Below are 26,463 nucleotides of genomic sequence, written 5' to 3' on the forward strand. Positions count from 1 at the left end.
CAGAGGGGGTTAGCATATGAGGTTTAACGTAGGCATTATCGGCTGTGGCTCGATTACGAAATTTCGTCATGCACCAGAATACAAAGCCAATCCACATGTCGATGAAATTGTCTTTTACGACCGAAACTTCGAAAGGGCACAGCATCTTGCGGAAGAGTTCGGTGGTCGAGCAGTTGCACGATTAGAGGATTTGTTAACGGACCCGAAGATTGTTGCGATTAGTGATTGCTCGTCCAACGAAGCACACCATGTGAATACAACAAAGGCACTATTAAGTGGTAAGCATGTATTATGTGAAAAACCGCTAGCTATTAGTGTTGAACATGCTGAGGAAATCATCAAGGCAGAACAACAATCTGGGAAAAAATTAATGATCGACCACAATCAGCGTTTTACAAAAGCACATCAAAAGGCGAAGGAAATATTGGCTAGCAAAGAGCTTGGTGAGGTACTTACGTTTAAGACTTCTTTCGGGCATCAAGGACCTGAAACTTGGGGTGTGACGAAAACAAATGCGACGTGGTTTTTTAGAAAGGATCGCTCCCATTCTGGTGTTGCTGGAGATCTAGGGATTCACAAACTCGATCTCATCCATTATTTGCTCGATGATGAAATCGAGGATGTCCATGCTTTTTCCGGGGCGTTAGATAAGGTGGATGAACAGGGCCAGCCGATTACGGTTTGTGATAATGTTGTTTGTGCTTGTAAGACGAAAAAAGGTCGATTAGGTACAGCATCATTTTCCTGGACGTACTACGGCAAAGAGGATAACTCGACGATTATTTATTGCCAGAAGGGTGTTCTTAAAATTTATCATGATCCGTCTGTACCTCTTTTAGTGGAGAAGCAGGATGGGACGCTCGTTAAGTACGATTTAGAACAAATTCAAACGAATGACAATCAGACATCGAGTGGCGTTATTGATGCATTTATCCAGTGTATTGTAAAGGATGAGGTGCCGCCAGTAACGGCGCAAGAAGCATTAGCTTCCTTAAAAGTTGTGGAAAAAATCCTGGCATCTTCTTAAATCCACTGTTAAATTTTCGAAATAGTTTGACTTAGTGGTTTGTTTCTTTTAAGCTATTTGTAACGGATTACATTGATTTTGTACGATAAAAAATTGGGTCAGTTGACAGGAGGGTTAACCATGTATAACCAACTTGCCATTAATTCCAATACGTATCATGGGTATTCATTAGTAGAGGCTGTGAAAGGCGCTAGTGAGGCTGGATTTACGAAGATTGAATTAGCTGCGGTTAAGGATCATACGCCACATGTTTTACCAACTATGAAGGCGGATGAGCGGCAGTGGGTAAAAGACTTGCTTCAGCAATACGGGATGACCTGTGTTGGAATTGGCGCACATAGTAATGTCATGCGAGAAGAAGGAATTGCCAACTTGATGGAAAGCATTGATTTGGCCGTGTTCTTTGACTGTCCATATATCGTTACTGCAACAGGGGATGCACATAATGATGCAGATGTGATTGAGGATGAGGCTGTATTAATTCGAAATCTTGAGCCGGTTCTAGAAAAGTGTGAGAAATTAGGGAAAACACTCGTGTTTGAGACACATGGCAATAATTTTGCCACGGGAGTTTCCTTGAAAAAGCTCGTTCAATCCTTTCATAACCGGGTGAAAATTAATTATGATACAGCCAATGTAATCTTTTATGGTGATGTTTTACCGTATGAGGACTTAGCGGCATCTGTTGATGTGGTGGAATTTGTTCATTTAAAGGATAAGCTCGGCGCTAATAACGAATGGAATTTTCCAGCAATAGGGGATGGCAATCTTGATTTCGGCCGATTATTTACGATACTCCAGGATGGAAACTACCAAGGGCCAATCAGTGTGGAGATCGAATTCACGAAGGATGGGCCAGCTAATCTTGCTGAAGTAAATGAAGCGGTAGCGAGATCCTTCAACTATCTGAAAAAACTACTAGAAAGTTGAGAGGTGGACGTTATGATCAAGATTGGAATCGTTGGCTTAGGTTTTATCGGCAAAGCACATTTGGAAGCATTTCGCCATATGGCACAGGTTGAAGTGGTAGCCATTTGTACGAAACAGGCTGAAGGAGTGGGAATTGATGATTTCCACGGAGAGGTTGTTTCGGATTATGAACAGCTCCTACAGCGTGAAGATATTGCTGTCATTGATATTTGTGTTCCAACATTTTTACATGAGGACTATATCATCCAGGCAGCTGAGGCAGGGAAACAGATTATTTGTGAAAAACCGCTGACATTAACAGTAGCGGCAGCCAATCGAATCATTGAAGCTGTTAGGCGGTCAAATGTGCGACTGTTTGTTGGTCATGTGCTTCGGTTTTGGCCGGAGTATGAAACGATAAAATCATTACATGACACTGGAAAATTAAAAGGAATCGAAACGATCCATGCCCAAAGGCTAGGGCAGTTGCCGACCTGGAGTGACTGGTTTCAGCATCCGGAAAAGAGTGGTGGAGCATTATTTGATCTCCATTTACATGACATTGATTTTGCCTATTATTTACTAGGTGAGGTGGAGACTGTTTATGCGGTTGGCCATCAGAATCAATACGGCGCATGGGATCATGTGATGTCAACGTTGACGTTCCAAAATAAAGCAAAAGCATTTATCGAAGCGTCCCACCGGATGCCAAATGGTTATCCGTTCACGATGGCATTTCGTGCGCAGGGGCAGGAGGGTGCAATAGATTTTCACCTGAAGGCTGGGGAAAATATTGAGAGAATCAATGACCGGCATTTTGTTTTTTATGACAAGGATCAGGTGGAGGAAGTGGCAGTTGAGACTGCGGATGCTTTTCAACAAGAACTGGCGTATTTTATCACGTGTATCAAACAAGAAAAGGAAAATACCGTTATACCAGTAGCGGATGTTTTATATAGTTTAAACTTACTTAAGTTAATTGAACAATCATTGGAAACAGGACGTGAGATTCACGTTCCAGCTACCTCATTTTCATCTAATTGAAAGCGCTTTTATTACGAGGGTAATAGATTCGTGAAGTAGTAAGTTCCATTATTATAATTGGTTTCATAGTTTTATCCATATTTTAAAAATTTGAGGGGGTTATTTCATTGAAAAAGTTTATTAAGTTGTTTGTTTTACTTGTGCTAGTGATGGTGCCAGTACTTGCTGCTTGTGGTTCAGACAATACGTCTGGCGATGGTGAATCTGGTGATAAGTTCAAGGTAGGAATCTTAGCACCTGCTGTAACACATGGTTGGGTAGCTGCGGTTGCCTATCATGCAGAAGCTCGCGCGAAGGAATTATCGGATGAGATTGACTATCAGATTTATACGAGTAGTGACGCTTCTGAGATGACGTCACAGTTGGATGATTTAATTACGTGGGGTGCTGAAGCAATTGTTGCATTTCCGCAGTGGGAGGGCATGGAGGTGCCAATCCAACGTGCAATTGACGAAGGAATTGAAGTAGTAAACTTTGACATTGCGATTGATGTGGATGGTGTTTACCGTGTTGCTGGTGATAACTATGATATGGGTGTCCAGGGGGCAAATTATATCGTGGATAAAATCGGTACAGAGGGTGACGTAGTTATCTTAGAAGTACCATCGTCTGGATCTGTTTCAGAATTACGAACTGGTGGATTTAAGGACACAATTGCTGAAATTGCACCAGATATGACGCTTCATACGTATGCAACACAATTTACACGCGAAGATGGTTTAGCCGATTTTGCGGATATTTTAACAAGCTTAGATCATATCGATGCGGTTTTATCCTTGGATGATGAAACATCAGTTGGTGTCTTGCAAGCAATCGAGGAAGCTGGGAGAACGGATATTAAAGTCGTAACTGGCGGTGGTGGCATGCAGGAATACTTCAATATGATGCCAGAAAACGAAGACATTTGGATTCAATCGGCCCTATATAGCCCAGCTATGGTGAAGGATGCAGTTGATATCGCTGTGAAAATTTTGAATGGTGAAGAAACAGATGAGGAGACAGTTATTCCGACAACCGTGGTAGACCGTGATAATTATGAAGAATTCCTAGATGCTGAATCACCATACTAAAGTAGCTGGCTTTTAGTTAAACGTAATAGGAGAAGAGGGGTGAAGGCTAGATTCCGCCCTTCTTTTGCCTATTCATAATATATAGGGTGTAGGGAGTTCGAACCGATAGATAGTTTTATAACTTTTCTCGTCGGTATAAGAAAAACAAAAGCGAGTTTTTCTAAAAAAATTGCTTGGATGTGATGACATGCAAATAGAGATGAGTCATATACGGAAGTCATTTGGCAGTAATGATGTACTAAAGGATGTTTCCTTTTCGGTAAGGGGTGGCGAAATCTGTGCGTTGCTTGGGGAAAATGGCGCAGGTAAATCGACCCTAATGAATATACTCGGTGGGGTTTTGCCGATGGATTCTGGTGACATTTTAATCGACGGAGAAGTAGTGGACTTTGTAACACCGGTAGATTCGATGGAAGCGGGGATAGCGTTTATTCATCAGGAGTTAAATTTGATCAATGATCTGCCTATCTATGAAAATATGTTTCTCGGTCGAGAGATTAAAACGAAGCGTGGCGCACTTGATCTTCGCCAGATGTATGAAAAGACGGCAGATATTTTTGCAAAGATGAATGTTGACCTAGATCCGGCAAGAATGGTTGGGACGCTGGATGCTTCGTATAAACAGATTGTGGAAATCTGCCGGGCGATGCTCATGAATGCGTCAATCATTATTATGGATGAGCCAACTACTTCATTAACGGATTCTGAAATTGAACGTGTGTTTACGATGATGCGCACGTTGCAGTCCCATGATGTTGGGATTGTGTTTATTTCTCATAAACTTAATGAAGTGATGGATATTTGTAATCGGTACACGGTACTTCGAGATGGTAATTTAGTATCTGAAGGGGATGTACGTGACGTTACGAAAAAGGACTTGGCTAGCTATATGGTCGGGTTTGATGTCCGAACAGAATCGTTACGAAGAGAGCGGGAAAATGAGGAACTTGGGGAAGAAGTTTTACGAGTAGAAGGATTAACCGATGGTAACCATTTTCGTGATATTCACTTGCGGGTTCATGCCGGTGAAATTGTTGGGGTCACTGGACTATTAGGTGATGGCCGGAGTGAATTGTTTCAGGCGATTTTTGGAGCGGACTCCTACGCATTTGGGAAGATTTTTATCGATGGAAAAGAGGCTACGATAACTAGCACCTACCAAGCTATTAAACAAGGAATTGCTTATCTTCCGCGGAATCGAAAAGAAAATGGCATTTTAAAGGATATGGATATTTTTGAGAATGCATCGATTGCGACTTGGCCGATGTTTGCAAGGCGTGGCGTTATTGATACGTCAAAGCATGAAGCATTATTTGCAGAACAGCGAGATGCTTTGCGAATCAAAATGGGCAAGGAAACGGATAGTATTACAAGTTTATCCGGTGGAAATCAGCAAAAGATTGTCCTGTCCAAATGGTTAGCCGCAAACCCTAAGGTATTGATTTTAGATAATCCGACACAGGGTGTAGACGTTGGGGCGAAGGAAGATATTTACGATATTATTTTAAAACTGGCGGAAGAAGGTATTGCTGTCATTGTCCTGTCTAGTGAGGCGGGGGAAATCATACGTGTCTGTGACCGGGCGCTGGTGATGTATCATGGTGCCATTCAAGGTGAGGTGCGTGATGAGATGATGAATGAGCATACAATTATGAGATTGGCTACAGGCGGCGAGCTTAGCGAAGAGAAGGAGGTACACCAACCATGAAACTAGTAAAAAAATCAGAAGTGGAAACAAATCATGAGACAACAACAGGTAAGAGATCATTCGCGGGGTGGTTCCGGAATAAATGGTCAACGGATCCGCTGTTTAGTATTTTAATAGCACTTATTATTATGGTTGTTTTACAGACGTTGACGTTGGGATTTGATTACGACTCCTTTGGGGAGTGGTTCCAATCGTGGACGAATAACTGGATAAATATTTTACGTAATAATGCTGGAGTGGGGATTATTGCGCTTGGGATGACGCTAGTAATTATGACTGGTGGGATTGATTTATCGGTTGGTTCTACCTTGGTTATTACGGGTGCATTTGCGATGTATCTATTGGATACTGGTGCACAGGGAATTCTAGGTGCGGTTGGCATAACTGGAGTTCCGGCAATTATTTTGACGGTGATTCTTGTAATGGGATTTGGTTATCTACTCGGAGCGCTTATTGGTGTATCGATTACCAAAGGGATGGTGCCACCGTTTATTGCTACACTTGGGGCGATGATGATTTTCCGAAGTGTTACCCAGCATTTCACCCAAGGTTATAACACAACGGTGCCAGCGGAGTTCTTGCAGTTATCTAGCTTGAAAATTGGCAATCTGATGATCATGCCAATCCTTTACTGGGCAATCATCGCTGCAATTCTATATTATGTATCCAAGCGAACCGTTTTTGGTAGACAAATTATTGCGGTAGGCTCTAATGAGCGTGCGGCCAGATTGTCTGGGGTCAATATTCATAAAGTGAAGTTACGTGTGTATGCGTTGATGGGGCTACTTGTGTCAGTTGCAGCGATCATTCAAGTTTCTCGAATCGGCTCCATGGACTTTTCCAATGCCGGAAGAGGAGTGGAAATGGATGCCATCGCTGCCGCTGTAGTTGGTGGTACCAATATGCTTGGTGGACGAGGCTTTATACTTGGTACCGTATATGGCATGCTGATTATTGCTGTGATGAATAATTTATTAAACTTGTTCGGTGTACCGCCTTTCTTACGGGAGGCTTTTAAAGGGGTCATTGTGATTGTGGCGGTGTTATTACAGCGTAAGGAGAAGAGCGCTTAATTGTTTTTAATTGGCTGGGGGTTGGAAATTTAGGGTTTTGGAAAATGGGAGCAATGAGCTGGAGTGGGGATTATTAGCTTGAACGGGAGGAATATCGCTCGAAAAGGTGAGATATCGCTTGAACGGCAGGAACATCGCCCGAACTGCCCAAATATCGCTCAAACGGCAGAAACATCGCCCGAAACACCAAAATATCGCCCGAACTGAGCGCCAGCCTCCTGTGAAAAAATATCTGCTTGACAATTTTTCATAGTTTGATAATATTGTATTTAATTTCATAAATGACCTTATCATTCGATGAGGTAGAGGTGCGAGTAATAGGAGTAAACAATCGGAGTATGACATCGATGAGGATTGTTGAAAGGATTAGTTGCCGAAGCATAATGAAGGTCAAGTTCATTATTGCTGGGATGTCTGCTGAATAAGGGGCATACTGTCATGCGAATTATGTGCATGGAGAACTACTGATCAGGATGGAGGATAACGTATTGTGTAAACAGCAATGGTAGGTTATTTTCCTATCGTTGCTTTTTTGTTTTCTAAAATTTTTCAAGTAAGTCTATGAATATGGACATTCGCCCAAGCTTGGATAGTTTATGAGAGACAAGTAACCACAACAACACTATACCTTCAAGTTTTCTGTGTACATCCAACACAATTTGAAACGAAGAAAGGGATGTGCATCATGAGTACAGAAACAGTTAAAGCAAAGAAAAAATTTGAATTTCCACATGGGTTTGTCATTTTATTTGGCCTAATGGCGTTGACGGCTTTATTAACGTATGTGATACCAGCAGGGGAATACGATCGAACAACCGATGAGAACGGTAGATCAATCGTGGTGGATGGTACGTATCATGCGGCTGATTCCAATCCAACTGGTTTTATGGAATTATTTGAATCCTTACATATCGGAATGGTTGAAGCGGCAGGAATCATCTTCTTTATTTTTATCGTTGGTGGAACGTTTGGTATTTTTCGGGCGACAAATACCATTGAAGCGGCATTTGGTTCGATTACGAAAAAAATGGCAGGGAAAGAGCTTTATTTAATTCCTGTGGTTATGTTGTTCTTCGCGATTTGCGGTGGAACTTGGGGAATGGCTGAGGAAGCTATTCCGTTCCTACTGATTGCAGTACCACTGGCGTTGATGCTAGGATTTGACTCGATTACTGGAGCAGCGATGATTCTGGCTGGAGTGTATGCTGGATTTGGATCTGCTTTTATGAATCCATTTACCGTTGGTGTAGCACAAGGGATTGCTGGTTTGCCAACATTTTCTGGGATGGGTGTTCGATTTGTCTTTTGGTTGATTTTTGTTGGTGTCACAATTGCCTATGTGATGCTATATGCTCGCAAGGTAAAGAAGGACCCAACAAAGAGCTTAATGTATGAGGAAGATTTAAAGCGTGTGGTTGACCCAGAACTAATGCAACAGCAAACATTAACGAAACGTCAACTGGTTATTTTAGCAGTGCTGGTACTTACATTAGTTGGGTTGGCATTTGGGGTTATTTTGCAGGGCTGGTATATTACCGAGATTGCTGCATTGTTCTTGATTATGGGAATCGTTGTTGGGATTATTGGAAAAATGCGTGTGAATCAAATTGCAGAGTCTTTTGTTAAAGGCTGTGAGGAATTGGTCATGGGCGCCTTGATCGTGGGATTTGCATATGGGATTTTAACGATTTTACAAGAATCTCATACGATTGATACGATTTTATATGCGGTATCCAATCTTGTTGCTGGATTACCTAGTGGGTTATCAGCACTTGGTATGTTCGTCACACAAAGTTTATTGAATTTCATTGTTCCATCTGGCAGTGGACAAGCTGCGATTAGTATGCCAATTATGGCTCCACTTGGCGATTTAGTAGGTGTAAGTCGTCAAACGGCTGTACTGGCATTCCAATACGGAGACGGTATCTCAAACATCTTCACACCAACAGCAGGAATCCTATTAGCGGCATTAGCTATCGCCAAAATACCTTGGATTAAATGGATGAAATGGGTCCTACCACTAATCCTAATCCAATACGCATTAGGCGCAATATTTGTGACAATAGCTCATATGTTCATTTGGTAGGGGAGTGCCTGTCACTTCCCGGGTTTTGTCGAATATTGTATGATAGAAGCAGCTAGAATGATAGACAGCGGAGGTTAGAGGCATGTTAGATAATTTGTTTAGTAGACTCGAAGAAATATATCCGGAATTAGTAGAGTTACGTCGTGATTTTCATATGTATCCGGAGCTTTCCCATACGGAAGTGAATACACCTAAGAAGATTGCGGCATATTTAGAAAGTCTTGGAATTGATGTGAAAACTGGAGTAGGTGGAAGAGGAGTCGTTGGTACGTTAGAAGGTGGCAAGCCGGGGAAAACGATTGCCTTACGTGCTGATTTTGATGCCCTCCCAATTCAAGAAGAGACTGATGTACCGTATAAGTCTCAGGTTCCTGGCGTAATGCATGCGTGTGGACATGATTTGCATACAGCAGCCCTGCTTGGAGTTGCCAAAGTTCTAAGTGAAATCAAGGATGAAATCCCTGGTACAATCAAGTTTATTCATCAGTTTGCGGAGGAAGTGACACCTGGTGGTGCACAACCAATGATTGCTGATGGTTGCTTGGATGGGGTTGATATGATTTACGGAGCGCATGTTATGTCTACTGAGGAGTATGGCACGGTTAGTGTGAAGGAGGGCTATGCTTCTACTGCACAGGATGATTTCAATATTGTTATTCGCGGAAAAGGTGGACATGGTTCGGAGCCACATTTAACTGTTGATCCGCTTGTTACCGGAAGCCAATTGGTGGTTAACTTACAGCAGATTGTTAGTCGCCGTGTGAATCCGTTGCAGGCAGCGGTTGTAACTGTAGGGTCATTTATTAGTGGTGGAGCGAACAATATCATTCCAGATACCGCTACGATAAAAGGGACTGTTCGTACGTATGATGAAGAAGCTCGGTCGATAATTGAGGCAGCGATGGAGCAGGTTACGAAAGCTACTTGTGCAGCTAACGGAGCGTCGGTTGACTTTGAATATGTGAAGGATTGTCCATCGATTTATAATGATCCAGATGAAACAAAGCGTGTAGCAGAAATTGGTGCTCGTTTATTCGGAAAAGAAAATCTGATAACAGGAATTCCAATGGCAGGAAGTGAGGATTTTTCTTACTATCAGAAAGAAATCCCAGGTGTCTACTTTACAGTAGGTGGCAAAAATGCAGCAATTGGCGCTGACTACCCACACCATCACCCCAAATTCAATATAGACGAACGAGCTATCGTGAATATCGGAAAGATGTTTGTAAGTTTAGTACTTGGATAAGTGGAGGGTGCCTGTCACTTCCCGGTTTTTGTCGGAATTAGGCGCATAATTTTCAAAAAGAAAGAAGGGGCAGAATGATTAATCTGTCCCTTCTTTTCTGTGTTTAGACGTGTAACCTTAGCCCTTAAGTCGTCAGCTAATCACTAGTGACTATGTTCTTCCTCTTAAAACCGTATCCCTTTTAAATCAATCTGTGCTCCAACAGGAATCACATCATGATTAAATAGATAGAATATCGGTGTTGTAAACTGGGTTTCACCGGCTGGAATCGTGATTTGTTCCAAGTGCCCAGATGTTAGTACTTGCTTATTGATGTACGTGTACGGCAGATTGGTAGAGTCGGTGATGATTTGCATCTGTTCCTTGCGATCCGCACAGCCAATCAACAAATTACGGTCAACGATGCTCTCGTTTTCCCCTTTACCGGCAACGATTTTCGTCCAATCTCCTTGTTTATCCTGTACACGAGCCCAATTGTCTTCAATGTTCTGGGCTGGTTTGAAATAAGCCTCATTTCGCCATTCCTTTTGCTGGAAAAATGTTCCCGTTTTCTGATTGATTTCACTAACGTGGCAAAGTACGGGCGCTCCTGGTAATACAAGGAAATATTGGTGATAGGTTAGCCCTTTATAATCCTTATTTTCTTTCACCAAGGTAGTAAGCTTAATTCCCTTCCATTCATTCCCTTTATTATCGGTTACATTTGCAAAGGCAGCTGTACTCTTTTCCTTCATTAGAGAATTAGGACGAATTGCTCCTAAGCCACTCCATAATCCACCAGACCAAGGATTCCACCATAATTTTGGATGTAGCGATGGAAACGAGGTATCCAACCATTCATGTCCTTGATACGTTAAGCTATGAAGCGTTGGGAAAAATTCTGGTGACGCTTTTAATTGAATGATTCCGTTGTCAATTGTCCATGTATCAAAGCCCTGTTCCTCAAGTACTTCTGCTTTGATGTCGGTATTTTGTTGTTTAATTGCAATTGTTTGCCTTTCATGGACGCTGGCATCAAGTGCAGCCTTCGCTGTCACAACAGAAACGGCTGGCGCATTTTCAAGTGAAAGTGCAGTAGTCCATTCTGTTTGTTGTTCCTCGCGGTTAACGTGCCCTGTAATTGCAGCTGTTTTTGCATTGGTAATTGTTAGCTCCAATTCCCCGTTAAGGTAATTTGATTTAAAATCTTTTACCATAACTGTCGCTGTTTCATCCTGGACAAATGGATTATTATTTTCCAATGAAACAGATACATGATTTACTGGCTGAACCTTTGGTGTGCCAAAGGATTGATTCGCATAAGAACGCAATGTTTCCACGTCATGAAATGCACCGATGGAAAAGTAAACCGGATCCGTTTGGATGGTGCTTTTTCCAGGGATTTCACCCAGATCGTGCTCCACATAAGTATACCAATTGCCAAAATGAATTTTGGTATCAGGATGCCAGCACATTCCGATTGGTTCATGAATTCCATTTACAAAGAGCCAATTCTCGGTAACTAGACTTTCATCCCAATATTCATAGGAGTTACCAATCGAGTCATTCATTTCCACGACGGCGCCGCGGAACGGAAGGATTGCTTTTTCTAAATTAAGATAAATAGATTGGTTTAGCCAGATTGGCTGTGTGGTGCTGCCATCTAGTAAATTGTCAATCTCATAATAATTTTCTACAAGCCCCTCACCATACAGCTTCACGATGACATGCACCTTAATAGAAGGGAAGGCTGGTAATTCATAGGTTGCCTTTAATCCAATAGAACCCGAATCTTCCATATAGGTGACGGCGGTTGGTGTAGCCTTTGCAAATTCCTCTGAATATGGCTTCCCGAGCTTCGGTGTCAAAATGCGTATGCTGCTTTCTTTTTTCTTTCTTCCTGTAGTAATACTGTTCCCGCGTTTAGTTAATTCGGCAAAGTACTGACCATTATAAAGCTGGATGGTTTCTTCATCTTCCCCGTGGAATTGCGCACCAATTGCTCGTAACGGAATCCCTATTTCACGCTCGAAATGGACTTCCTCGCCATTTTCTTTTCGCGCTTTGATGGCAAGTTTTTTGTAATAATATCCATGTGCTGTTACGGTAAAAGGCACAGGAATCGATACTTTTTCCTTTGGTCCAATTTCTATCTGTACCGTGCTTGTTGCCATCTGTACGAGAGACGAGGTAGGAAATTCTAATTCATATTGCACTTTTTCAGGGAAATTATTTACGATGTCCAAGTAAAAAATATTTTCTTTTCCAATGAATGTTAATTCGTCAGCTAAAATAGCTTTTATTTGTGCTGGATATTTCGGTAAAATTCCTGTCTTGAACACCGCTTGTTTCCCGTTGATGGTTACATTGGTTTGAACGGTTGGATGTGTTTTGAAAGTATCCTGTTCTTCTTGGATGCTATCTACATAAAAGCTCCCGGTTAACTCGATAGAATCTGTTACATCAATGGACTCCTGGAAGTTAAACGTAATATTTTTATCATTTACTCCAGTTAAGTCAATGTGAAGTGGTTTACCCGATTTATTTTGCAGGCTGTACCGAATGTCATACTGATTACCGAATACTAATGGGTGTTGCTCGACTGTTGCTGATATAACGTAATCATCGGTTTCGATTAACCGAATACCTCTTCCAGTGCGCTCAAATTCCATGCGAAGGGAGGTGTTTGCTTTTTCCCATGTGTATTCATAGTAATGAAACTCATTTTCTACGCGTCCGTCAGGCTCTACGACGATTTTGCGAGTGCTCATGTCATACCAGCTTGTATCCTCAAAGAAATCCTGAACTGCTTCTGTGTGTAAAACAGTGGGCATGAAGTTCATTAAATGGGTTGTGTCGTCACGATCTTCCCAGAAGAAACCACATTTTTTATAAAGTGGAACTGCCTTGGTGTTCCCTGGCCACGTATACAAATCAAGTCGTGGCCATTTCAAATCGATTGCTTCCTGTAAGGCGGTTAAGAGTAATTTCTTCCCGATTTTTTTGCCGTGATAATCATCACGAACGTTTAAAAGTGGAATGTAAAGCGCTCCGTCATCATCGCGATATTCACTAAAACCGCAATAACCGACTACTTTTTCTCCCTCAAGGGCTAAATACGTATGGATGTTCGTTGAATTCGCTTCACGGTTTACGATCGATTCCTCTGTATCTACTGTATTTGCGCCGCCCCAGCCATCTCGGCTATGGTTCCACATATCGGCGACTCGTGCTGCATAGCTTTTGTCATACTTTACAATTTCAATTGTCATTCTGTCATCTCCTTATGCGGGATACTGGTTTATGTATCCCAATTCCCTACTACGAATTCAATTATGATACAAAAAAAGAACCACTCAAAAATCACTGAATAGTTCTTTAAACCCATTTGGATAGAGGAGTGCAAAAGCTCGAGCCTTACCCAAATTATTGAATTAAAAAACCATAGAATGCATCATACATCCTATGGTGTCGTATCATTTTGTTATTAGAACGCGCAATAGGTTGTATTAAACATGGTATGAAGTTTTGCTCTGATTATCGTTGTGTTAATCATGTTTTACAACCTCCCTGAAAAGTTTTTACTTTGTAAGTATACTGAAAATTGTTGTTTTTGTAAATAGGTAATTGGAAAAAATATGTAGTGGATTTGGTAGTTGGAGGTTTTATGTAAGGAACGCAGAATCAGATGGTGGGGTTTGTGGGTGTGACGTGTATAGAGATGGAAGGACGAATGCATTCTTTGATTCGATAATTCAGGAAAAGTAGTAACCGAGGTGTTAACAAAAGTTATGATAAAAATTAGAAACCGCTGGGAAATTCTCCTAGCGGTTTTCCATTCAGTAACTGAAAACAGTATCAAGTAAATCTGTATAATCCGCATCAGATAGTTTGAAGTCGTTGAAATCGGACCATACGACTTCGAACTCTTCGGTTAGTGGGTCTACCTCAAATTCAAGATTGACATTGACCACCTCGCCTAGATATTCTGCTCCTCCGTTAAATGTAACGATATGCTCGTTTTCATCTGATTGATAATAATCCCAAGTAGGATGGGAGAAAAATGCATTAAATGCGTCCCCAACATAGGTGTCTGGATAATCATAGAAAGTCCCTTCGGTCACGATGCTTATGTATTCGTTGTTCTTCTTGTTGTTGGAACTTGATGTCAGAATTCCACAGGCAGTTAACATAAATAATGAAATGATGGCAATTACGAGAAAGGTAGTCTTTTTTACCATGGTTGTTTCCTCCTAGAAGTTTGTTAGATTTACTATGCAGCAGGACTTTCCTCCTAATTATAGCAAGATAAAATATTGATAGATAGAATTATTCGACAAACTTCGGGCGGTGACAGGCACCTCGGTTCTATTCGACAATTTTCGGGTGGTGACAGGCACTGTTCTGTGTGCTTGGTATATTTGATTTGGTGGGTTCATATATTTGGGTGAATTGTTGTATGTGTAAATTTTTTGTGAATTTTTATGGTTTTAGCTTGGGCATTTTAGGAGGGGAAATGGATGAGTGTGAAGAGGGTTTTGCTTTTGGGATTGCTGCTAGTAGTAGCTATTATGATGGTTTCTTGTGGGGATAAGGATTCAGAAGGTTCAAGTGGGGATGGGGTGAGTGAGGATACGGTTGAGTTAGTGATGTACAGCTGGCGGCCAGAGGACCGTGCAATGTATGAAAAAGCTATTGCTGCCTTTAATGAACAATATCCAGCTATCACGATTGATTTTCAGCCATATGAATCTACTGAATATAATACGATTCTTACTAATGCATTAGTCTCTGGTAGTGGTCCGGATATAATCCAACTGCGCCCGTACTCTGGAGCAACAACAATTGCAGATAATGACTATTTATTGCCACTGGATGAAATAGCAGGCTTAGGTAGTTTCAATGAGCAATATTTAGATGCGGCTCGTGGTAGTGATGGAAAAGTATACGGGGTGCCATTGTCACTCAACTCTGGGGTTATTTTCTACAATAAGAAACTATTTGATGAGCTAGGTTTGGAAGAACCAACCACATATGAAGAGTTGTTGGAGGTTTGCCAGGCTTTACAAGCTGAAGGAATTACTCCAATTGCTCAATCTGGTAGAGCTGCTTATCTATTGTCGATGACCCATGCAGTTATTGCACCGACTGCATATGGTGGCAATGCGTTCGTGGAAGGTGGAATGGATCTGAAGAATCCTAGCTTCGTAGAATCGATTGAGCGTATGCAAGAACTAGCGGAATTTTTCCCAGAAGACTTTATTGCTATTGAGGATGACGCTGCGCAATCGCTTCTGTATACAGAGCAAGCAGCAATGTACATTAATGGTGATTACCGGTTAGCTACATTTGAATCAACTGCACCAGACATGGAGTTTGGTGTCATTCCAGGTTTAGCAGAAGAACCTGGTGGTACGCCGATGGTAACTACTTGGGTGGATGGTTCATATGCGGCAGTGAAAAATACCGAGCATCCAGAGGAAGTCATGCTTTTTATGGAATTTTTGGCATCCAAGGAATTTGGAGAAATTTTTAGTAATGAGGTCAATCGTTTGAGTGCTGTCCCAGGTGTTGAAGCGGAGCATCCGATTGTACAGGAAATTTCAGCCGCGAGTGAGGCAAGCGCTACACCGTATTTAATGCTTGTTCACTATGGTGAGGGAGAGCCAACCACAAAGACGGTTTTTGAAAATGCATTACAAGGCATGTATTTAGAAGAAGTAACGGTTGATGGTGTTATTCAGGAGGCGATGGAAAACGCCAAGCGTGCTGCAGCAAGTGAATAGCAGATAGTCTCGTGAATATAGAGTCAATAGATTGTATTGACTCTATATTCCTATTTTCATCAAAAAGTGAAATGTTGTGCTGAGGAGTGATGGTATGTCGGAAACAAATCTCAAATCTTCTGTTTCTGTATCGAATCCTCCTTCTAAGAAGAAAAGGAACTATCGAAAGCATTGGGCTCACTTGTTTTTACTTCCGGCGGTGTTGATTTATGGTGTGTTTCAGCTTTATCCATTATTGTCAGCGGTAGTAAATAGCTTTTTCTCTTGGAATGGATTTGATCGGGATTCTTTTATTGGGATTGATAATTTCACCGTATTACTGACAGAGGAGCCTTATAAGGGAACCTTTCTAAATGCGTTTAAGCATAATTGGATTTTTTTTATTGTGAATGTTTTTTCGGAGCTAGCGATTGCGTTTCTCTTGGCAGTAATCATTAACAGTAAAATAAAAGGAAAGGAATTTTTTAAGACAATATTTTTTCTACCGAAGCTGTTGTCGGTAATTGTGATTGGCTTTTTATTTAGTTTGATATTGAATCCTTCAACAGGGGCATTACATACCTTTTTGAAAGGAATCGGATTGGAATCATGGGCACATCCGTGGCTAGGTGATCCAGATACTGCCTTGATTACGATTATTTTAGTTAATAGTTGGGCTGGAATTGGTTTTTCTATGCTGATTTTCTTGGCTAGCTTACAGGCTATTGATCGTGAAATTTTTGAAGCGGCGAGAATTGATGGTGCTTCAGGGTTTAACATGCTTTTTCGAATTACCATTCCAATGGCAATGAATGCCATCATGGTGATGACCATTTTGACGTTTATTGGTGCATTTGAAACGTTTGAATTGATTTATGCCATGCAAGGATCTTCAGGAGGGCCTTACTATTCAACAGATGTATTAGCAACCTTCTTTTACAGGCTGGCATTTGGTTCGGCAGATGGTGGTCAGGCAATTGGCTTAGGCTCTGCGCTTGCTGTGATTTTGTTTTTTATAATCGCTTGTTCAACCGCGATACTCATGTTTTATTTCCGGAAAAAGGATTTTGAACGATAGGAGGAATTGAAAAATGCGAACAAGATGGGGTATTCAGTTCATCAAGTATTTGGTGCTATTTGTAGTAACGGTGGTGCTTTTCTATCCAATATTTCTGATGATTATTTCCTCCTTTAAGACAAAATTAGAAATTTTTACGTCACCATTACGGTTGCCTGAATCACTTCAATTCGAAAATTATGCACTCGTATGGGAAAAGGTGAATTTCTCGGGGTATGTTTGGAATAGTATTTTTGTGAGCTTCGTTGCTGTTTTTCTCGTGGTGTTTGTTTCCTCGCTTGCTGGGTATTATTTGGCGAGGTATCGATTTAGATGGAACGGTTTTGTGCTGTTTTTCTTTATGATTGGGCTAATGCTCCCAATGAAACTGGCGATTATCCCGTTGTATTTACTGATGATGAAATTCGGGTTGCTTGATTCTTTGTTTGCTTTGATTGCGGTTTATGTTGCGGGGGGCATCCCATTTGCGGTGTTTCTATTTTATGGCTTTTTCAGAACGCTATCTAAGGATTTGGAACAGTCCGCTAGACTTGATGGCTGTAATGATTTTCAAGTGTACTATAAGATTGTGCTTCCGCTAATGAAGCCATCTATCGCGATTGTGGGGATTGTGAATTTGGTAAATGTTTGGAATGACTTTTTCTATCCGTTAATCTTTATTCGCAGTGATGAGTTTCGAACGATTCCACTGGGGATGTTGACGTTGTTCGGGGAATACGATACGGAGTGGAATTTGTTATTTGCGGGATTAACGATCTCCTCTCTTCCATTATTAATTGCTTTCCTTTTTGCATCCAGGACTTTTATTGATGGATTAACGACAGGGGCTATGAAGTAATGGGGAAAAAATGGATTACCTTTGATTTGGATGGAACGTTGATGCAGAATCCCTTTGCCAAATGGGTTTTTCCAGAGATAGAAGAAATTGTAGCGCAGGAAGGTTATCGTGGAATTCGGCATGAGTTGGTTGAAGAGCATCGGCAGCGGATGCGTGCAGGAGCGGTTGTAGAGGCATATGATTGGGATGATATTTTACGAGATGTATGCCGACGTAACGGATTGTCGGTCGAGATTAGTGTGGAACAATTAGTGCAAAAACATGCGGCTCCAGCTAAGGTGTATTTGTTAGAACGTGATGTGCTAGAGGTGTTACGTATCTTAAGGAAGAATGGCTATACACTAGCTGCTGTAACGAATGGATTTTACCATTATCAAAAGCCTGTGATGGATGTGCTGGGGTTGACTGCATTTTTTGATACTGTAATAACACCAGATAGAAGTGGATATGGAAAGCCGCAAATAGAAATGGTTAAGAGCCTACAGGGTGCTGGTGATCGCATCATTGCACATGTTGGTGACCGAATTGATCATGATGTAATATTTGCCAATGAACTTGGTATTTTATCGGTATTTTTCTATAGAAATATGACAGGATTTGTAAGAAAAGTGCCGCCTGAGATGCGGAATAAACAGGAGGAATGTTTAGCTTATTTTCGCTGGAAGTGGCGTCAAGAAACAGAGGAAGACGATTGGAAGTTTCCGTTAACAGGTGTACCAGATGTGGTAGTTTACACAATGAATGAGTTGGTAGCTCAGTTGCGATTAGCTTGAATACAGACCGTTTGCCTGAGGTATAGAAACTGGTTGTGAAAACTGGTAGTTACACTGTTTGTGTAGCTATCAGGTTTTTTTGTTGTGTTCGACAAAAACCGGGTGGTGACAGGCACCTTGATTAGTACTCTGTTCCTAATGGGGTGGGTGAAATTGAGAATGTTGGGTGATGGTTATTTTTTGTGGTAGTGGGAAAATGACTGTAGAGGGAATTACAAGAATACTTATTCTAATCTCATTAGTTATAGCATTTTAAATTTGGAGAAGAGGTTATGGAGATGAAAATTTTAATTGCAGATGATTCGAAGTTTTCGCGAACAGTGATGCAAGGAATATTGAAACAGCATGGGTACACTAATTTTATTGAAGCGAGCAATGGAATCGAAGCAATAAATTATTATTTACAAGCGCAACCAGATATTGCGTTCCTTGATATTACGATGCCGCAAGTAAGTGGACTGACAGCGTTAGAGCAAATTCTTAAACATGATCCTAATGCAAAAGTCGTCATGTGTTCTGCGATGAGTACATCATACAATATAGCGGAGGCAATGGAGGTAGGAGCAAAGGGATTTATTGCAAAGCCTAACTTCAATAATGTCATTGATGTAATGGATCAATTACTGCTGGAGAGGGGTTGAGGTAATTTTAGCGAATTAATTCCACGCCACACGCCCCAGATAACACCACAGATTCTAAACGTAAAAGGTTCCACAATAATAACTAGGATATAGGAGGAAAAACAATGAATTTATTATCAAAAGCAAGGGAAATTAATGCTATGCTACAAAACACAAAAGATAGCACAGTAGACTACAAAGGGATGGCAGAGGTGTTACGAGATACCGTTAATGCCAATGTGTTTATTGTCCAAAAAAATGGAGATTTACCGGGATTTGCAATCTTAGAGGAAATTGAAAATCCGCGAATGAGGGACATGCTAGAATCTAAAAGGTTCCCGGCTGAATATACAGAAGGACTATTAGCTGTTACCCAAACGACTTCTAATATTGGAATCGATAGTGAGTATACTGCTTTTCCAGTGGAAAATAAGGAATTATTTCAGGCCGGATTAACTACAATCGTGCCAATTCTAGGTGGAGGAAAACGGCTTGGGACACTTATCATGTCTCGTTTAGGCGTAGATTTTCAAGACGAGGATATCATTTTAGCGGAGTACGGTGCAACAGTTGTTGGCATGGAAATTTTACGAGACTTATCTGATGAGATAGAAGCACAAGTACGTGCTAAAGCAATGGTCCAAATGTCAATAGAATCCCTTTCGTATAGTGAGTTAAAAGCAGTCAAAACAATTTTTCATGAACTAGATGGTACGGAAGGCATGATTGTCGGGTCCAAACTTGCCGATAGCATTTCTATTACACGCTCTGTCATCGTGAATGCTTTGCGGAAATTAGAGAGTGCTGGCGTAGTGGATTCCCGTTCGTTAGGAATGAAGGGGACGTATATTAAAGTATTAAATGACTATTTCCTAGATGAGCTTGAAGGAATACAGGAACCGATTTTAAATTAATTCCATGATGCCTGTATACGAGCATCATTTGAAGAAGCGCCCATGTTTAGTAAGGAGGACCTTGATGATGAAGATGTACAGGCACCGAAATAATTTGGTGAAAAAAATAAATCAAGTACGCGAAAAGATGTTTCACTATGCAAAGCAATACGGCATGGATAGTCAGAAGACGCTGTCAGCTAGTATGGAGTTAGATGAGTTGATAATGGAGTATATGCGGGAGTTTAGGGGTGGGAAATAGAGTTGGCAATTTAGTAAACATACACTCTTCTAGTCACATGGCTAAATCGTTAGAATCTTGACAGTCTATTGAATTCAACTTATCATTTAATTGATTAATCACTAAATATTAAGTTTTAGGAAAAGAGCGGTTATATGTTAAGTTGGGAAGAAAGACGCTTAATGGTAAAAGTGGCAATGCTTTATTATTTTGAGGGGTGGACACAAGCAGAAATTGCAACTAAGTATAACGTTTCACGTCCAGTAATTTCAAAATTATTGAACACAGCGAAAAAAGAAGGCATTGTAGAAATATATATCAAAGATGAGACATTTCATACTGTTGAATTAGAACAAAAATTAATTAAAAAATTTGATTTAAAAGAAGTAATAGTAGTTTCTACTGCAGGATTTGCTCCTGAATTGGCTAAAAGACAATTAGGGAAAACTGGGGCATCGTATTTAGCTAAGCGTACAAAAAATGTTAAAAGCTTAGGAATATCTTGGGGATCCACTCTTCTTTCTTTGGTAGAAGAATATCCTTACGAGCATAAAAACAATGTCCATATAGTTCCAATTGTTGGTGGAATGGGTAGTGAGTATGTTCATCTTCATTCGAATCAATTAGCATTTAATTTAGCACAAAAAATGAATACTACTTGTTCATATCTTTATGCACCTGCTTTAGTGGACTCATTAGATTTAAAGGAAAGATTAGTGAATACCAAGGATATTGCGCATGTACTTGAAGAAGCAAGAAATGTGGAATTAGCTGTCGTGGGACTTGGAAATCCATTTAAGGGATCGACGATGGAAAAAATTGGATACCTGAATCCGGATGATTTAACTTCCTTACGTAAAGCTGGTGCAGTCGGAGATATTAGCTCACGTTTTTTTGATGCAGTTGGGAATGAATTGCAACATCCATTGAACCAGCGGGTTATTGGACTTGATTTAGAAGATATAAGAAAGATACCTGAGGTTATTGGGATTGTAGAAGGATCGTATAAATTAGAAAGTATCGAAGCAGCGCTCCAGGGTGGCTACCTAGATGTTTTAATCACTGATGACCGAACTGCTCAGGAACTCGTTGAAAATCAAACATATAAATAAGGTACTTAAAGACAAAAACGAACGTCTATAGTTTAATAGCCGTCCGTTTTTTTTTGTTTATAGTGATGGCTTAACTACACATTTTAGACCTTCTTTTCGAAGTGCAGTCTGAAAAGCCTTAGTGGTTTCATTTAAAGGGAATCTATGTGTAACGAAAAATGAAAAATCGATGAACTGTTCATTTATCCACTTCACTGCCTCTACGTGTAGATCACGTGGTGCGCCGTGAGTACCAACGATCTTTAATTGCTTATAGATAATATGATTTGTATTCAGTGTTATATTCTCAGCTGGTTTAATACCTGCAAAAAATAAAATTCTCCCAGTTTTTTTTGTGATTTCAAGTGCTTCTGCTTGGACGGAAGAAGAAGGTGCGGTTACGATTACTACATCTGCTCCATAACCATTTGTTTCCTGGTTAACTTTTTCGATTGTATTAACTTTTGTTGGATCGATGATAATATCGGTTCCAATGTCTAATGCCATTTTTTGCCTTGGCTCAGACCGTTGGACAGTAATTATCTTGCCAGCGCCCATTTTTTTAGCTGCTGCAATAAACATACATCCTATTGCTCCAGCTCCATAGACGACTACTGTATCACCTGCATTAATAGTTACTTCTCGCAAGCCACTTAATACACAAGAAAACGGCTCTGATAAGCAAGCTAATTCGTAAGGAGTAGTATCCGCGATTTTTTGAATAGAACCATTTTCTATAAATTTTTTGGGTAAAACAACATATTCAGCAAATCCTCCATCAATTTGATACCCGATAGACTCACCTTTAATGCATTGGTGTCCATCATTTTTTTTGCAATAGAGACATTCTCCACAAGGAATGTGTGCCCCAACTGTAACCCTGTCTCCTGTTTTAAATAGTTCAACATGGTTCCCAACCTTAATAACTTCACCTGCAATTTCATGACCGATAATTCGGGGGAATCGGACTCTACTATCACCGTTTTTATATATTCTTAAATCAGATCCACAAACTCCAACTGCGTGAACTTTTAATAATAGTTCATGATCAGTTATCATGGGGATTTCTCTTTGTTGATATTCAATCTTTTCTTTAGCAGTAAGTGCAGCAACTAGCATTTTAAATCCTCCTTACTAGTAAACTAATAATCATTTAAAGTTTAAACCCCTCTTTAATAAAGTCTGCATCTCAAATTTCTCTTCATTCTGCTTGTCAATTGACCAATTAAATATGTTGGCCAACTCTTCACAAGTATAATCTAATGTACGTGTTACTTTTTCTGGATCAAATAATACATAGCTAGTTCTACGATCATAAAAATCTATTAATGTTGAAACCATTTCGTGTTCAACAGTATACCTTAATTCTCCTAAAATATTTCTTAGTTCCGTATCAGTTTTATCATTGTATTGTTTAAACATAGCAAGCATTATTTCTGTGTTAGATCCATATCGATAAACGTATTTACTTACTTCATCGAAAGAAAGGTCTAGTTCCTTGAATTCTTGAACCAATTTAGTTGTATAATCATCTATTTCATTAATTGAGTTAAACTTAGCTCCAGTTAGATTTAGATGTACAGTTTTTGAGGTAGTGATAGCTTTCTTTTCTTTTCTCTCAATATATTGTAGAACTCGCTCTGCCATTTTTCGATAACCCGTGAGTTTCCCACCTGCGATAGTGATTAATCCACTGTCAGATTCAAAGATTTCATCGTGTCTAGACAACTCTGCCGGAGACTTTCCATCTTCACCTATTAAAGGCCGAATACCAGCCCAACTTGAAATAACATCATTAACAGTTAAATTAATGGATGGAAACATATCTTTTAGACAGTTGAGCAAATAATTAACTTCAGATAGCTTTACTGGGATATCATCCATATTTTCTTGATAAATAGATTCAGTTGAGCCGACGTATATTCGATTATGAATGGGTATTACTGCTATCGTTCTGCCTTTGTGTTGGAAATATATAGAGGATTGAACTGGTAAGGAATTACGGTCGAATACGATATGAATGCCTTTGGCCAGAACCATGTATTTACCTTTTACTGGTCGATCTTTTTTTCTGACCACATCTACCCATGGGCCAGTAGCATTGACAACGTATTTGGAATTTATCGTGAATGTTTTCCCTCCAATATGATCTTTGACGACAATTCCTTTAATTTGGTTATTTTCGTCTTTAAGAAATTCAGTCATCTCCGCATAATTTAATATTTTTGCTCCTCTTTCAGCCGCAGTTTTGGATACTTCCATAGTTAATCTGCTATCATCTGTTCGGTACTCCACGTAAACGCCACTCCCCTGGACTGTACTAGGATTAAACAGTGGTTCGTGTAGCAAAGTTTTCTTTTTTCCGTAGATTTTATGCCGTTCGTTTTTGTGGACTCCAGCAAGGCGATCATAAAGGGTTAAGCCTGCTTTTAACGTAAATAAATTATACGACTCCTTTTTGATTAAAGGAAAATTCATTTTTATAGGGTAAACAAGATGCATGGCATTGTTAAAAACAATTTCTCTCTCGGAACCAGTTTCTTTCACGACTTTAAAATCAAAGTTTTGAAGATATTTTAATCCGCCGTGAATTAGTTTTCCTGACCTACTGCTCGTACCTGATGCAAAGTCATTTCTTTCAACTAATGCAACCTTTAATCCTCTGCTAATAGCATCAAGCGCAATTCCACTACCCGTAATACCCCCTCCAATTATAAGAACATCGAAGCATTCTTGTTCCATCTGTTTGATGGTGTTATTACGTTCAAAAGTAGAGAAATGATGGTAAGTTTTCAAAGAGCTTCCCCCTTTTTAAAAAAATATGATACAAATGTTACTGTTGAGAACTTTTGTAATATTCGATTTAAGTATAGCTATTTAAAATTTAAGAGTCAATAAAGGCTTACTTTGTTTAAAGGAATTGTTGTCATAAAATACATGTAGACTGATATTGTTCAAAAGAATTTATTGAAGACGATTTCAAAATAGAATGGATATGCTAATATGATAAATAACTCATAAAGGTAAAGGGAGTGAACATAATTGAAACAAGATGAGCGAAAATTGATGATAAAAGTTGCTAAGTTATATTACTTTGAAGGCTGGACGCAAACGGAAATATCAAAAAAAATTAATAAATCGAGACCCATTATTTCCAGATTACTTAAACAGGCTAAGGAAACTAATATAGTTGAAGTTTATGTGAAGGATGAATCAATCCATACTGTTCAACTTGAAAGAATAATAGAAAGAGAGTATAAATTGACGGAAGCTATTGTAGTCTCATCAACGAACTACGGTCATGATATGACAATCCGTGATCTTGGTAAGGCTGCGGCAGCTTATGTGCAACGTAAACTGGATAGTATTAAATCAATTGGTATCTCGTGGGGAGAATCTGTGCATTCTTTTGTTGAGGCATTTGACTATATTGAAAAAAAGCATATTCATGTGACCCCATTAATTGGAGGAATGGGTCAGAATTTTGTTGACTACCATTCTAATCATCTTACCTTTCAATTGGCACAGAAGTTAAATACAACTTCTTCTTATTTGTATGCACCAGCGATGGTCGATAACGAGGATTTGCGAAATCGTATCATCTATTCAAGGGATGTAGAGGAAGTGCTAACGAAAGGTAAAAATGTTGATCTAGCAATAGTAGGTGTAGGGAATCCCCATAATAGCGCTACGATGAATAAGATGGGCTATTTAAACGAAGAAGAGCAAAAAAGCTTATTGAAATCAAATGCTATTGGAGATATCAATTCTAAGTTTTATGATGCTAATGGAAATGAAGTTGAACATTCGTTGAACAATAGAACTATTGGGATTGATTTACAGGATCTGAAACGTATTCCGGAGGTTCTTGCAATTGTCAGTGGTACATATAAAGTTGAAAGCCTTGATGTAGCTTTACGGAGTAATTTTTTGACTACTTTGATCTTAGACGAAGTAACCGCGAGAGCGCTTGTAAAATTACAAAAAGAAAATAAAAAATATATTGACAATTAATTGAAAGCGCTTTAATATTAGCTTAACAAACGTAATTATAGCTTACTTATGTAAAGGGGGAGGAGTAAATGTGGGGTAAATTTATAATCATTTTTGCGTTGATTTGGGGCTTGCAATTTCTATTAACCCAGCTTCAAGTAAGACAGTATCGGAATCACATCAACGAATTTACGAAAAGAAAGTCAGGATATTTGGGTACAGGTTATTACAAGAAAAGATTTGGAACTGGTGCTTTAGTCATGCTAGTTTGTGATGAGGAATTAGAAATTGTGGAAGCAAAAATCATGAAAGGCATCACTGTATTTGCGAGGTTTCGAGATTGTAAACAACTAATTGGCAAGAAAATAGCAGACAGTAATAATTCGGAATTTTTAAGTAATAATGAAAAAAATGCCTTAAAGGGTGCAGTTGAAATGATTCAAAAGGAACTTAAAAAGGGGAAGGGGAATGAAGCATGGACTTCTTAATTTCATTAGCTGAGGGCTTTATTGGTATGTTCCAAGAAGGCGGGAACACGTTTATGGGATTAGTTACAGGAATTATCCCAATGCTTGTTGTATTAATTACTGCTGTAAATGCACTCATCAAATTTATTGGGGAAGAACGAGTGTATGGATTTTCTCAGAAGTGTACGAAATACTTTATTCTACGGTATACAATTTTTCCATTTTTAGCTGTTTTCTTTTTAACAAACCCTATGTGTTACACATTTGGACGATTTTTACCGGAAAAACAAAAACCAGCATTTTATGATGCTGCCGTGTCATTTGTACATCCAATCACTGGTTTATTTCCGCATGCAAATCCAGCGGAACTATTCGTATATATGGGTATTGCTGCTGGTATAACAGAACTTGGACTCTCACTTGGACCACTTGCACTTAGATTCTTACTTGTAGGTATTGTCGTTATGTTAATTAGAGGTCTTGTTACGGAATTTATTACAGATCGAATGATTAAAAGTAAGGCAAAGACAGCTGCATAGATTTTAATGATAATCGAATGGAG

24 protein-coding genes and 1 riboswitch are annotated in these 26,463 nt (G+C 39.7%); of the genes, 20 read left to right on the plus strand and 4 right to left on the minus strand.

Going from position 1 to position 26,463, the window contains the following annotated elements; translation table 11 throughout:
* Positions 1 to 16: 16 nt before the first annotated feature.
* The 9 genes from JF53_RS16520 to JF53_RS16555 all read left to right on the plus strand — a co-directional run bounded on the left by JF53_RS16520 (position 17) and on the right by JF53_RS16555 (position 10,163).
* Complete coding sequence (locus JF53_RS16520) at positions 17 to 1,027, plus strand: Gfo/Idh/MocA family protein (RefSeq protein ID WP_047982659.1); 1,011 nt, start codon at positions 17 to 19, stop codon at positions 1,025 to 1,027.
* A gap of 120 nt (positions 1,028 to 1,147) precedes the next feature.
* Positions 1,148 to 1,957 carry a sugar phosphate isomerase/epimerase family protein gene (locus JF53_RS16525; protein WP_047982660.1) on the plus strand — a complete coding sequence of 270 codons (810 nt, stop codon included), beginning with the start codon at positions 1,148 to 1,150 and terminating at the stop codon, positions 1,955 to 1,957.
* Positions 1,958 to 1,969: 12 nt separating this feature from the next.
* Complete coding sequence (locus tag JF53_RS16530) at positions 1,970 to 2,980, plus strand: Gfo/Idh/MocA family protein (protein ID WP_047982661.1); 1,011 nt, start codon at positions 1,970 to 1,972, stop codon at positions 2,978 to 2,980.
* A gap of 107 nt (positions 2,981 to 3,087) precedes the next feature.
* On the plus strand, positions 3,088 to 4,050 hold the full coding sequence (locus JF53_RS16535; RefSeq protein ID WP_047982662.1) for an ABC transporter substrate-binding protein: 963 nt from the start codon (positions 3,088 to 3,090) through the stop codon (positions 4,048 to 4,050).
* Positions 4,051 to 4,237: 187 nt separating this feature from the next.
* The gene (locus tag JF53_RS16540; RefSeq protein ID WP_047982663.1) at positions 4,238 to 5,758 is read left to right on the plus strand and encodes a sugar ABC transporter ATP-binding protein; all 1,521 of its coding nucleotides are present in this window, start codon (positions 4,238 to 4,240) and stop codon (positions 5,756 to 5,758) included.
* Positions 5,755 to 6,831 (plus strand): ABC transporter permease, encoded by a 1,077-nt coding sequence (locus JF53_RS16545; protein ID WP_047982664.1) that lies wholly within the window; start codon positions 5,755 to 5,757, stop codon positions 6,829 to 6,831. The genes JF53_RS16540 and JF53_RS16545 overlap by 4 nt, the downstream gene beginning before the upstream one ends.
* Positions 6,832 to 6,909: 78 nt before the next feature.
* Positions 6,910 to 7,038: a hypothetical protein gene (locus JF53_RS17995; RefSeq protein ID WP_269083314.1), complete on the plus strand. Its 129-nt coding sequence runs from the start codon at positions 6,910 to 6,912 to the stop codon at positions 7,036 to 7,038.
* A gap of 88 nt (positions 7,039 to 7,126) precedes the next feature.
* Positions 7,127 to 7,303, plus strand: a riboswitch (Lysine riboswitch).
* A 213-nt stretch (positions 7,304 to 7,516) separates the two neighbouring features.
* Positions 7,517 to 8,917: a YfcC family protein gene (locus tag JF53_RS16550; protein ID WP_047982665.1), complete on the plus strand. Its 1,401-nt coding sequence runs from the start codon at positions 7,517 to 7,519 to the stop codon at positions 8,915 to 8,917.
* An 82-nt stretch (positions 8,918 to 8,999) separates the two neighbouring features.
* Positions 9,000 to 10,163 (plus strand): M20 metallopeptidase family protein, encoded by a 1,164-nt coding sequence (locus tag JF53_RS16555; protein WP_047982666.1) that lies wholly within the window; start codon positions 9,000 to 9,002, stop codon positions 10,161 to 10,163.
* Between the two features lie 164 nt (positions 10,164 to 10,327).
* Here the strand turns inward: JF53_RS16555 and JF53_RS16560 are convergent, their stop codons facing one another.
* Both JF53_RS16560 and JF53_RS16565 read right to left on the minus strand, forming a co-directional pair.
* The gene (locus JF53_RS16560; RefSeq protein WP_047982667.1) at positions 10,328 to 13,414 is read right to left on the minus strand and encodes a GNAT family N-acetyltransferase; all 3,087 of its coding nucleotides are present in this window, start codon (positions 13,412 to 13,414) and stop codon (positions 10,328 to 10,330) included.
* Positions 13,415 to 13,981: 567 nt separating this feature from the next.
* Positions 13,982 to 14,383 carry a hypothetical protein gene (locus JF53_RS16565; RefSeq protein ID WP_047982668.1) on the minus strand — a complete coding sequence of 134 codons (402 nt, stop codon included), beginning with the start codon at positions 14,381 to 14,383 and terminating at the stop codon, positions 13,982 to 13,984.
* 279 nt (positions 14,384 to 14,662) lie between these two features.
* Between JF53_RS16565 and JF53_RS16570 the strand changes: the two genes are divergently transcribed.
* The 8 genes from JF53_RS16570 (at position 14,663) to JF53_RS16600 (ending at position 21,462) form a co-directional block, all read left to right on the plus strand.
* On the plus strand, positions 14,663 to 15,928 hold the full coding sequence (locus JF53_RS16570; RefSeq protein ID WP_047982669.1) for an ABC transporter substrate-binding protein: 1,266 nt from the start codon (positions 14,663 to 14,665) through the stop codon (positions 15,926 to 15,928).
* A gap of 94 nt (positions 15,929 to 16,022) precedes the next feature.
* Entirely contained in the window at positions 16,023 to 16,985 is a 963-nt protein-coding gene (locus JF53_RS16575) for a carbohydrate ABC transporter permease (protein WP_083443672.1), read from the plus strand.
* 13 nt (positions 16,986 to 16,998) lie between these two features.
* Positions 16,999 to 17,823: a carbohydrate ABC transporter permease gene (locus JF53_RS16580; protein ID WP_047982670.1), complete on the plus strand. Its 825-nt coding sequence runs from the start codon at positions 16,999 to 17,001 to the stop codon at positions 17,821 to 17,823.
* Positions 17,823 to 18,596, plus strand: a complete 774-nt coding sequence (locus tag JF53_RS16585; RefSeq protein ID WP_047982671.1) for an HAD family hydrolase — start codon at positions 17,823 to 17,825, stop codon at positions 18,594 to 18,596. The genes JF53_RS16580 and JF53_RS16585 overlap by 1 nt, the downstream gene beginning before the upstream one ends.
* A 272-nt stretch (positions 18,597 to 18,868) precedes the next feature.
* Entirely contained in the window at positions 18,869 to 19,237 is a 369-nt protein-coding gene (locus JF53_RS16590; protein ID WP_047982672.1) for a response regulator, read from the plus strand.
* Positions 19,238 to 19,341: 104 nt separating this feature from the next.
* Positions 19,342 to 20,130, plus strand: a complete 789-nt coding sequence (gene codY / locus JF53_RS16595) for a GTP-sensing pleiotropic transcriptional regulator CodY (protein ID WP_047982673.1) — start codon at positions 19,342 to 19,344, stop codon at positions 20,128 to 20,130.
* Positions 20,131 to 20,194: 64 nt separating this feature from the next.
* Entirely contained in the window at positions 20,195 to 20,371 is a 177-nt protein-coding gene (locus tag JF53_RS17370; protein ID WP_162200790.1) for an aspartyl-phosphate phosphatase Spo0E family protein, read from the plus strand.
* A gap of 134 nt (positions 20,372 to 20,505) precedes the next feature.
* Complete coding sequence (locus JF53_RS16600; RefSeq protein WP_047982674.1) at positions 20,506 to 21,462, plus strand: sugar-binding transcriptional regulator; 957 nt, start codon at positions 20,506 to 20,508, stop codon at positions 21,460 to 21,462.
* Between the two features lie 57 nt (positions 21,463 to 21,519).
* On the opposite strand, the gene JF53_RS16605 is transcribed toward JF53_RS16600, so the two are convergent.
* Both JF53_RS16605 and JF53_RS16610 read right to left on the minus strand, forming a co-directional pair.
* A complete protein-coding gene (locus tag JF53_RS16605; protein WP_047982675.1) occupies positions 21,520 to 22,560 on the minus strand; it encodes an alcohol dehydrogenase catalytic domain-containing protein in 1,041 nt (346 codons plus the stop codon).
* Positions 22,561 to 22,590: 30 nt separating this feature from the next.
* On the minus strand, positions 22,591 to 24,237 hold the full coding sequence (locus tag JF53_RS16610) for a glycerol-3-phosphate dehydrogenase/oxidase (RefSeq protein ID WP_053072056.1): 1,647 nt from the start codon (positions 24,235 to 24,237) through the stop codon (positions 22,591 to 22,593).
* 246 nt (positions 24,238 to 24,483) lie between these two features.
* Between JF53_RS16610 and JF53_RS16615 the strand changes: the two genes are divergently transcribed.
* From JF53_RS16615 to srlA, 3 genes are all read left to right on the plus strand, one after another.
* Positions 24,484 to 25,455, plus strand: coding sequence for a sugar-binding transcriptional regulator (locus JF53_RS16615; protein ID WP_236686968.1), 972 nt, complete (start codon positions 24,484 to 24,486; stop codon positions 25,453 to 25,455).
* Positions 25,456 to 25,523: 68 nt separating this feature from the next.
* A complete protein-coding gene (locus tag JF53_RS16620) occupies positions 25,524 to 25,922 on the plus strand; it encodes a transcriptional regulator GutM (RefSeq protein WP_047982676.1) in 399 nt (132 codons plus the stop codon).
* Positions 25,910 to 26,440, plus strand: coding sequence for a PTS glucitol/sorbitol transporter subunit IIC (gene srlA / locus JF53_RS16625; protein ID WP_047982677.1), 531 nt, complete (start codon positions 25,910 to 25,912; stop codon positions 26,438 to 26,440). Before JF53_RS16620 ends, srlA begins: the two co-directional genes overlap by 13 nt.
* Positions 26,441 to 26,463: the final 23 nt, after the last annotated feature.

Source organism: Ornithinibacillus contaminans (genome assembly GCF_001038425.2).
GTDB classification, from domain to species: Bacteria; Bacillota; Bacilli; order Bacillales; family Amphibacillaceae; genus Ornithinibacillus; species Ornithinibacillus contaminans.

Bases quoted from the DNA above. Each gene is read 5' to 3' on its own strand.
- JF53_RS16540 (WP_047982663.1), top strand. From the start codon at position 4,238: ATGCAAATAGAGATGAGTCATATACGGAAGTCATTTGGCAGTAATGAT.
- codY (WP_047982673.1), top strand. From the start codon at position 19,342: ATGAATTTATTATCAAAAGCAAGGGAAATTAATGCTATGCTACAAAAC.
- JF53_RS16590 (WP_047982672.1), top strand. From the start codon at position 18,869: ATGGAGATGAAAATTTTAATTGCAGATGATTCGAAGTTTTCGCGAACA.
- JF53_RS16585 (WP_047982671.1), top strand. From the start codon at position 17,823: ATGGGGAAAAAATGGATTACCTTTGATTTGGATGGAACGTTGATGCAG.
- JF53_RS16525 (WP_047982660.1), top strand. From the start codon at position 1,148: ATGTATAACCAACTTGCCATTAATTCCAATACGTATCATGGGTATTCA.
- JF53_RS16555 (WP_047982666.1), top strand. From the start codon at position 9,000: ATGTTAGATAATTTGTTTAGTAGACTCGAAGAAATATATCCGGAATTA.
- JF53_RS16545 (WP_047982664.1), top strand. From the start codon at position 5,755: ATGAAACTAGTAAAAAAATCAGAAGTGGAAACAAATCATGAGACAACA.
- srlA (WP_047982677.1), top strand. From the start codon at position 25,910: ATGGACTTCTTAATTTCATTAGCTGAGGGCTTTATTGGTATGTTCCAA.
- JF53_RS16570 (WP_047982669.1), top strand. From the start codon at position 14,663: ATGAGTGTGAAGAGGGTTTTGCTTTTGGGATTGCTGCTAGTAGTAGCT.
- JF53_RS16575 (WP_083443672.1), top strand. From the start codon at position 16,023: ATGTCGGAAACAAATCTCAAATCTTCTGTTTCTGTATCGAATCCTCCT.
- JF53_RS16530 (WP_047982661.1), top strand. From the start codon at position 1,970: ATGATCAAGATTGGAATCGTTGGCTTAGGTTTTATCGGCAAAGCACAT.
- JF53_RS17370 (WP_162200790.1), top strand. From the start codon at position 20,195: ATGATGAAGATGTACAGGCACCGAAATAATTTGGTGAAAAAAATAAAT.
- JF53_RS16560 (WP_047982667.1), bottom strand. From the start codon at position 13,414: ATGACAATTGAAATTGTAAAGTATGACAAAAGCTATGCAGCACGAGTC.
- JF53_RS16550 (WP_047982665.1), top strand. From the start codon at position 7,517: ATGAGTACAGAAACAGTTAAAGCAAAGAAAAAATTTGAATTTCCACAT.
- JF53_RS16520 (WP_047982659.1), top strand. From the start codon at position 17: ATGAGGTTTAACGTAGGCATTATCGGCTGTGGCTCGATTACGAAATTT.
- JF53_RS16605 (WP_047982675.1), bottom strand. From the start codon at position 22,560: ATGCTAGTTGCTGCACTTACTGCTAAAGAAAAGATTGAATATCAACAA.
- JF53_RS16565 (WP_047982668.1), bottom strand. From the start codon at position 14,383: ATGGTAAAAAAGACTACCTTTCTCGTAATTGCCATCATTTCATTATTT.
- JF53_RS16620 (WP_047982676.1), top strand. From the start codon at position 25,524: ATGTGGGGTAAATTTATAATCATTTTTGCGTTGATTTGGGGCTTGCAA.
- JF53_RS16600 (WP_047982674.1), top strand. From the start codon at position 20,506: ATGTTAAGTTGGGAAGAAAGACGCTTAATGGTAAAAGTGGCAATGCTT.
- JF53_RS16580 (WP_047982670.1), top strand. From the start codon at position 16,999: ATGCGAACAAGATGGGGTATTCAGTTCATCAAGTATTTGGTGCTATTT.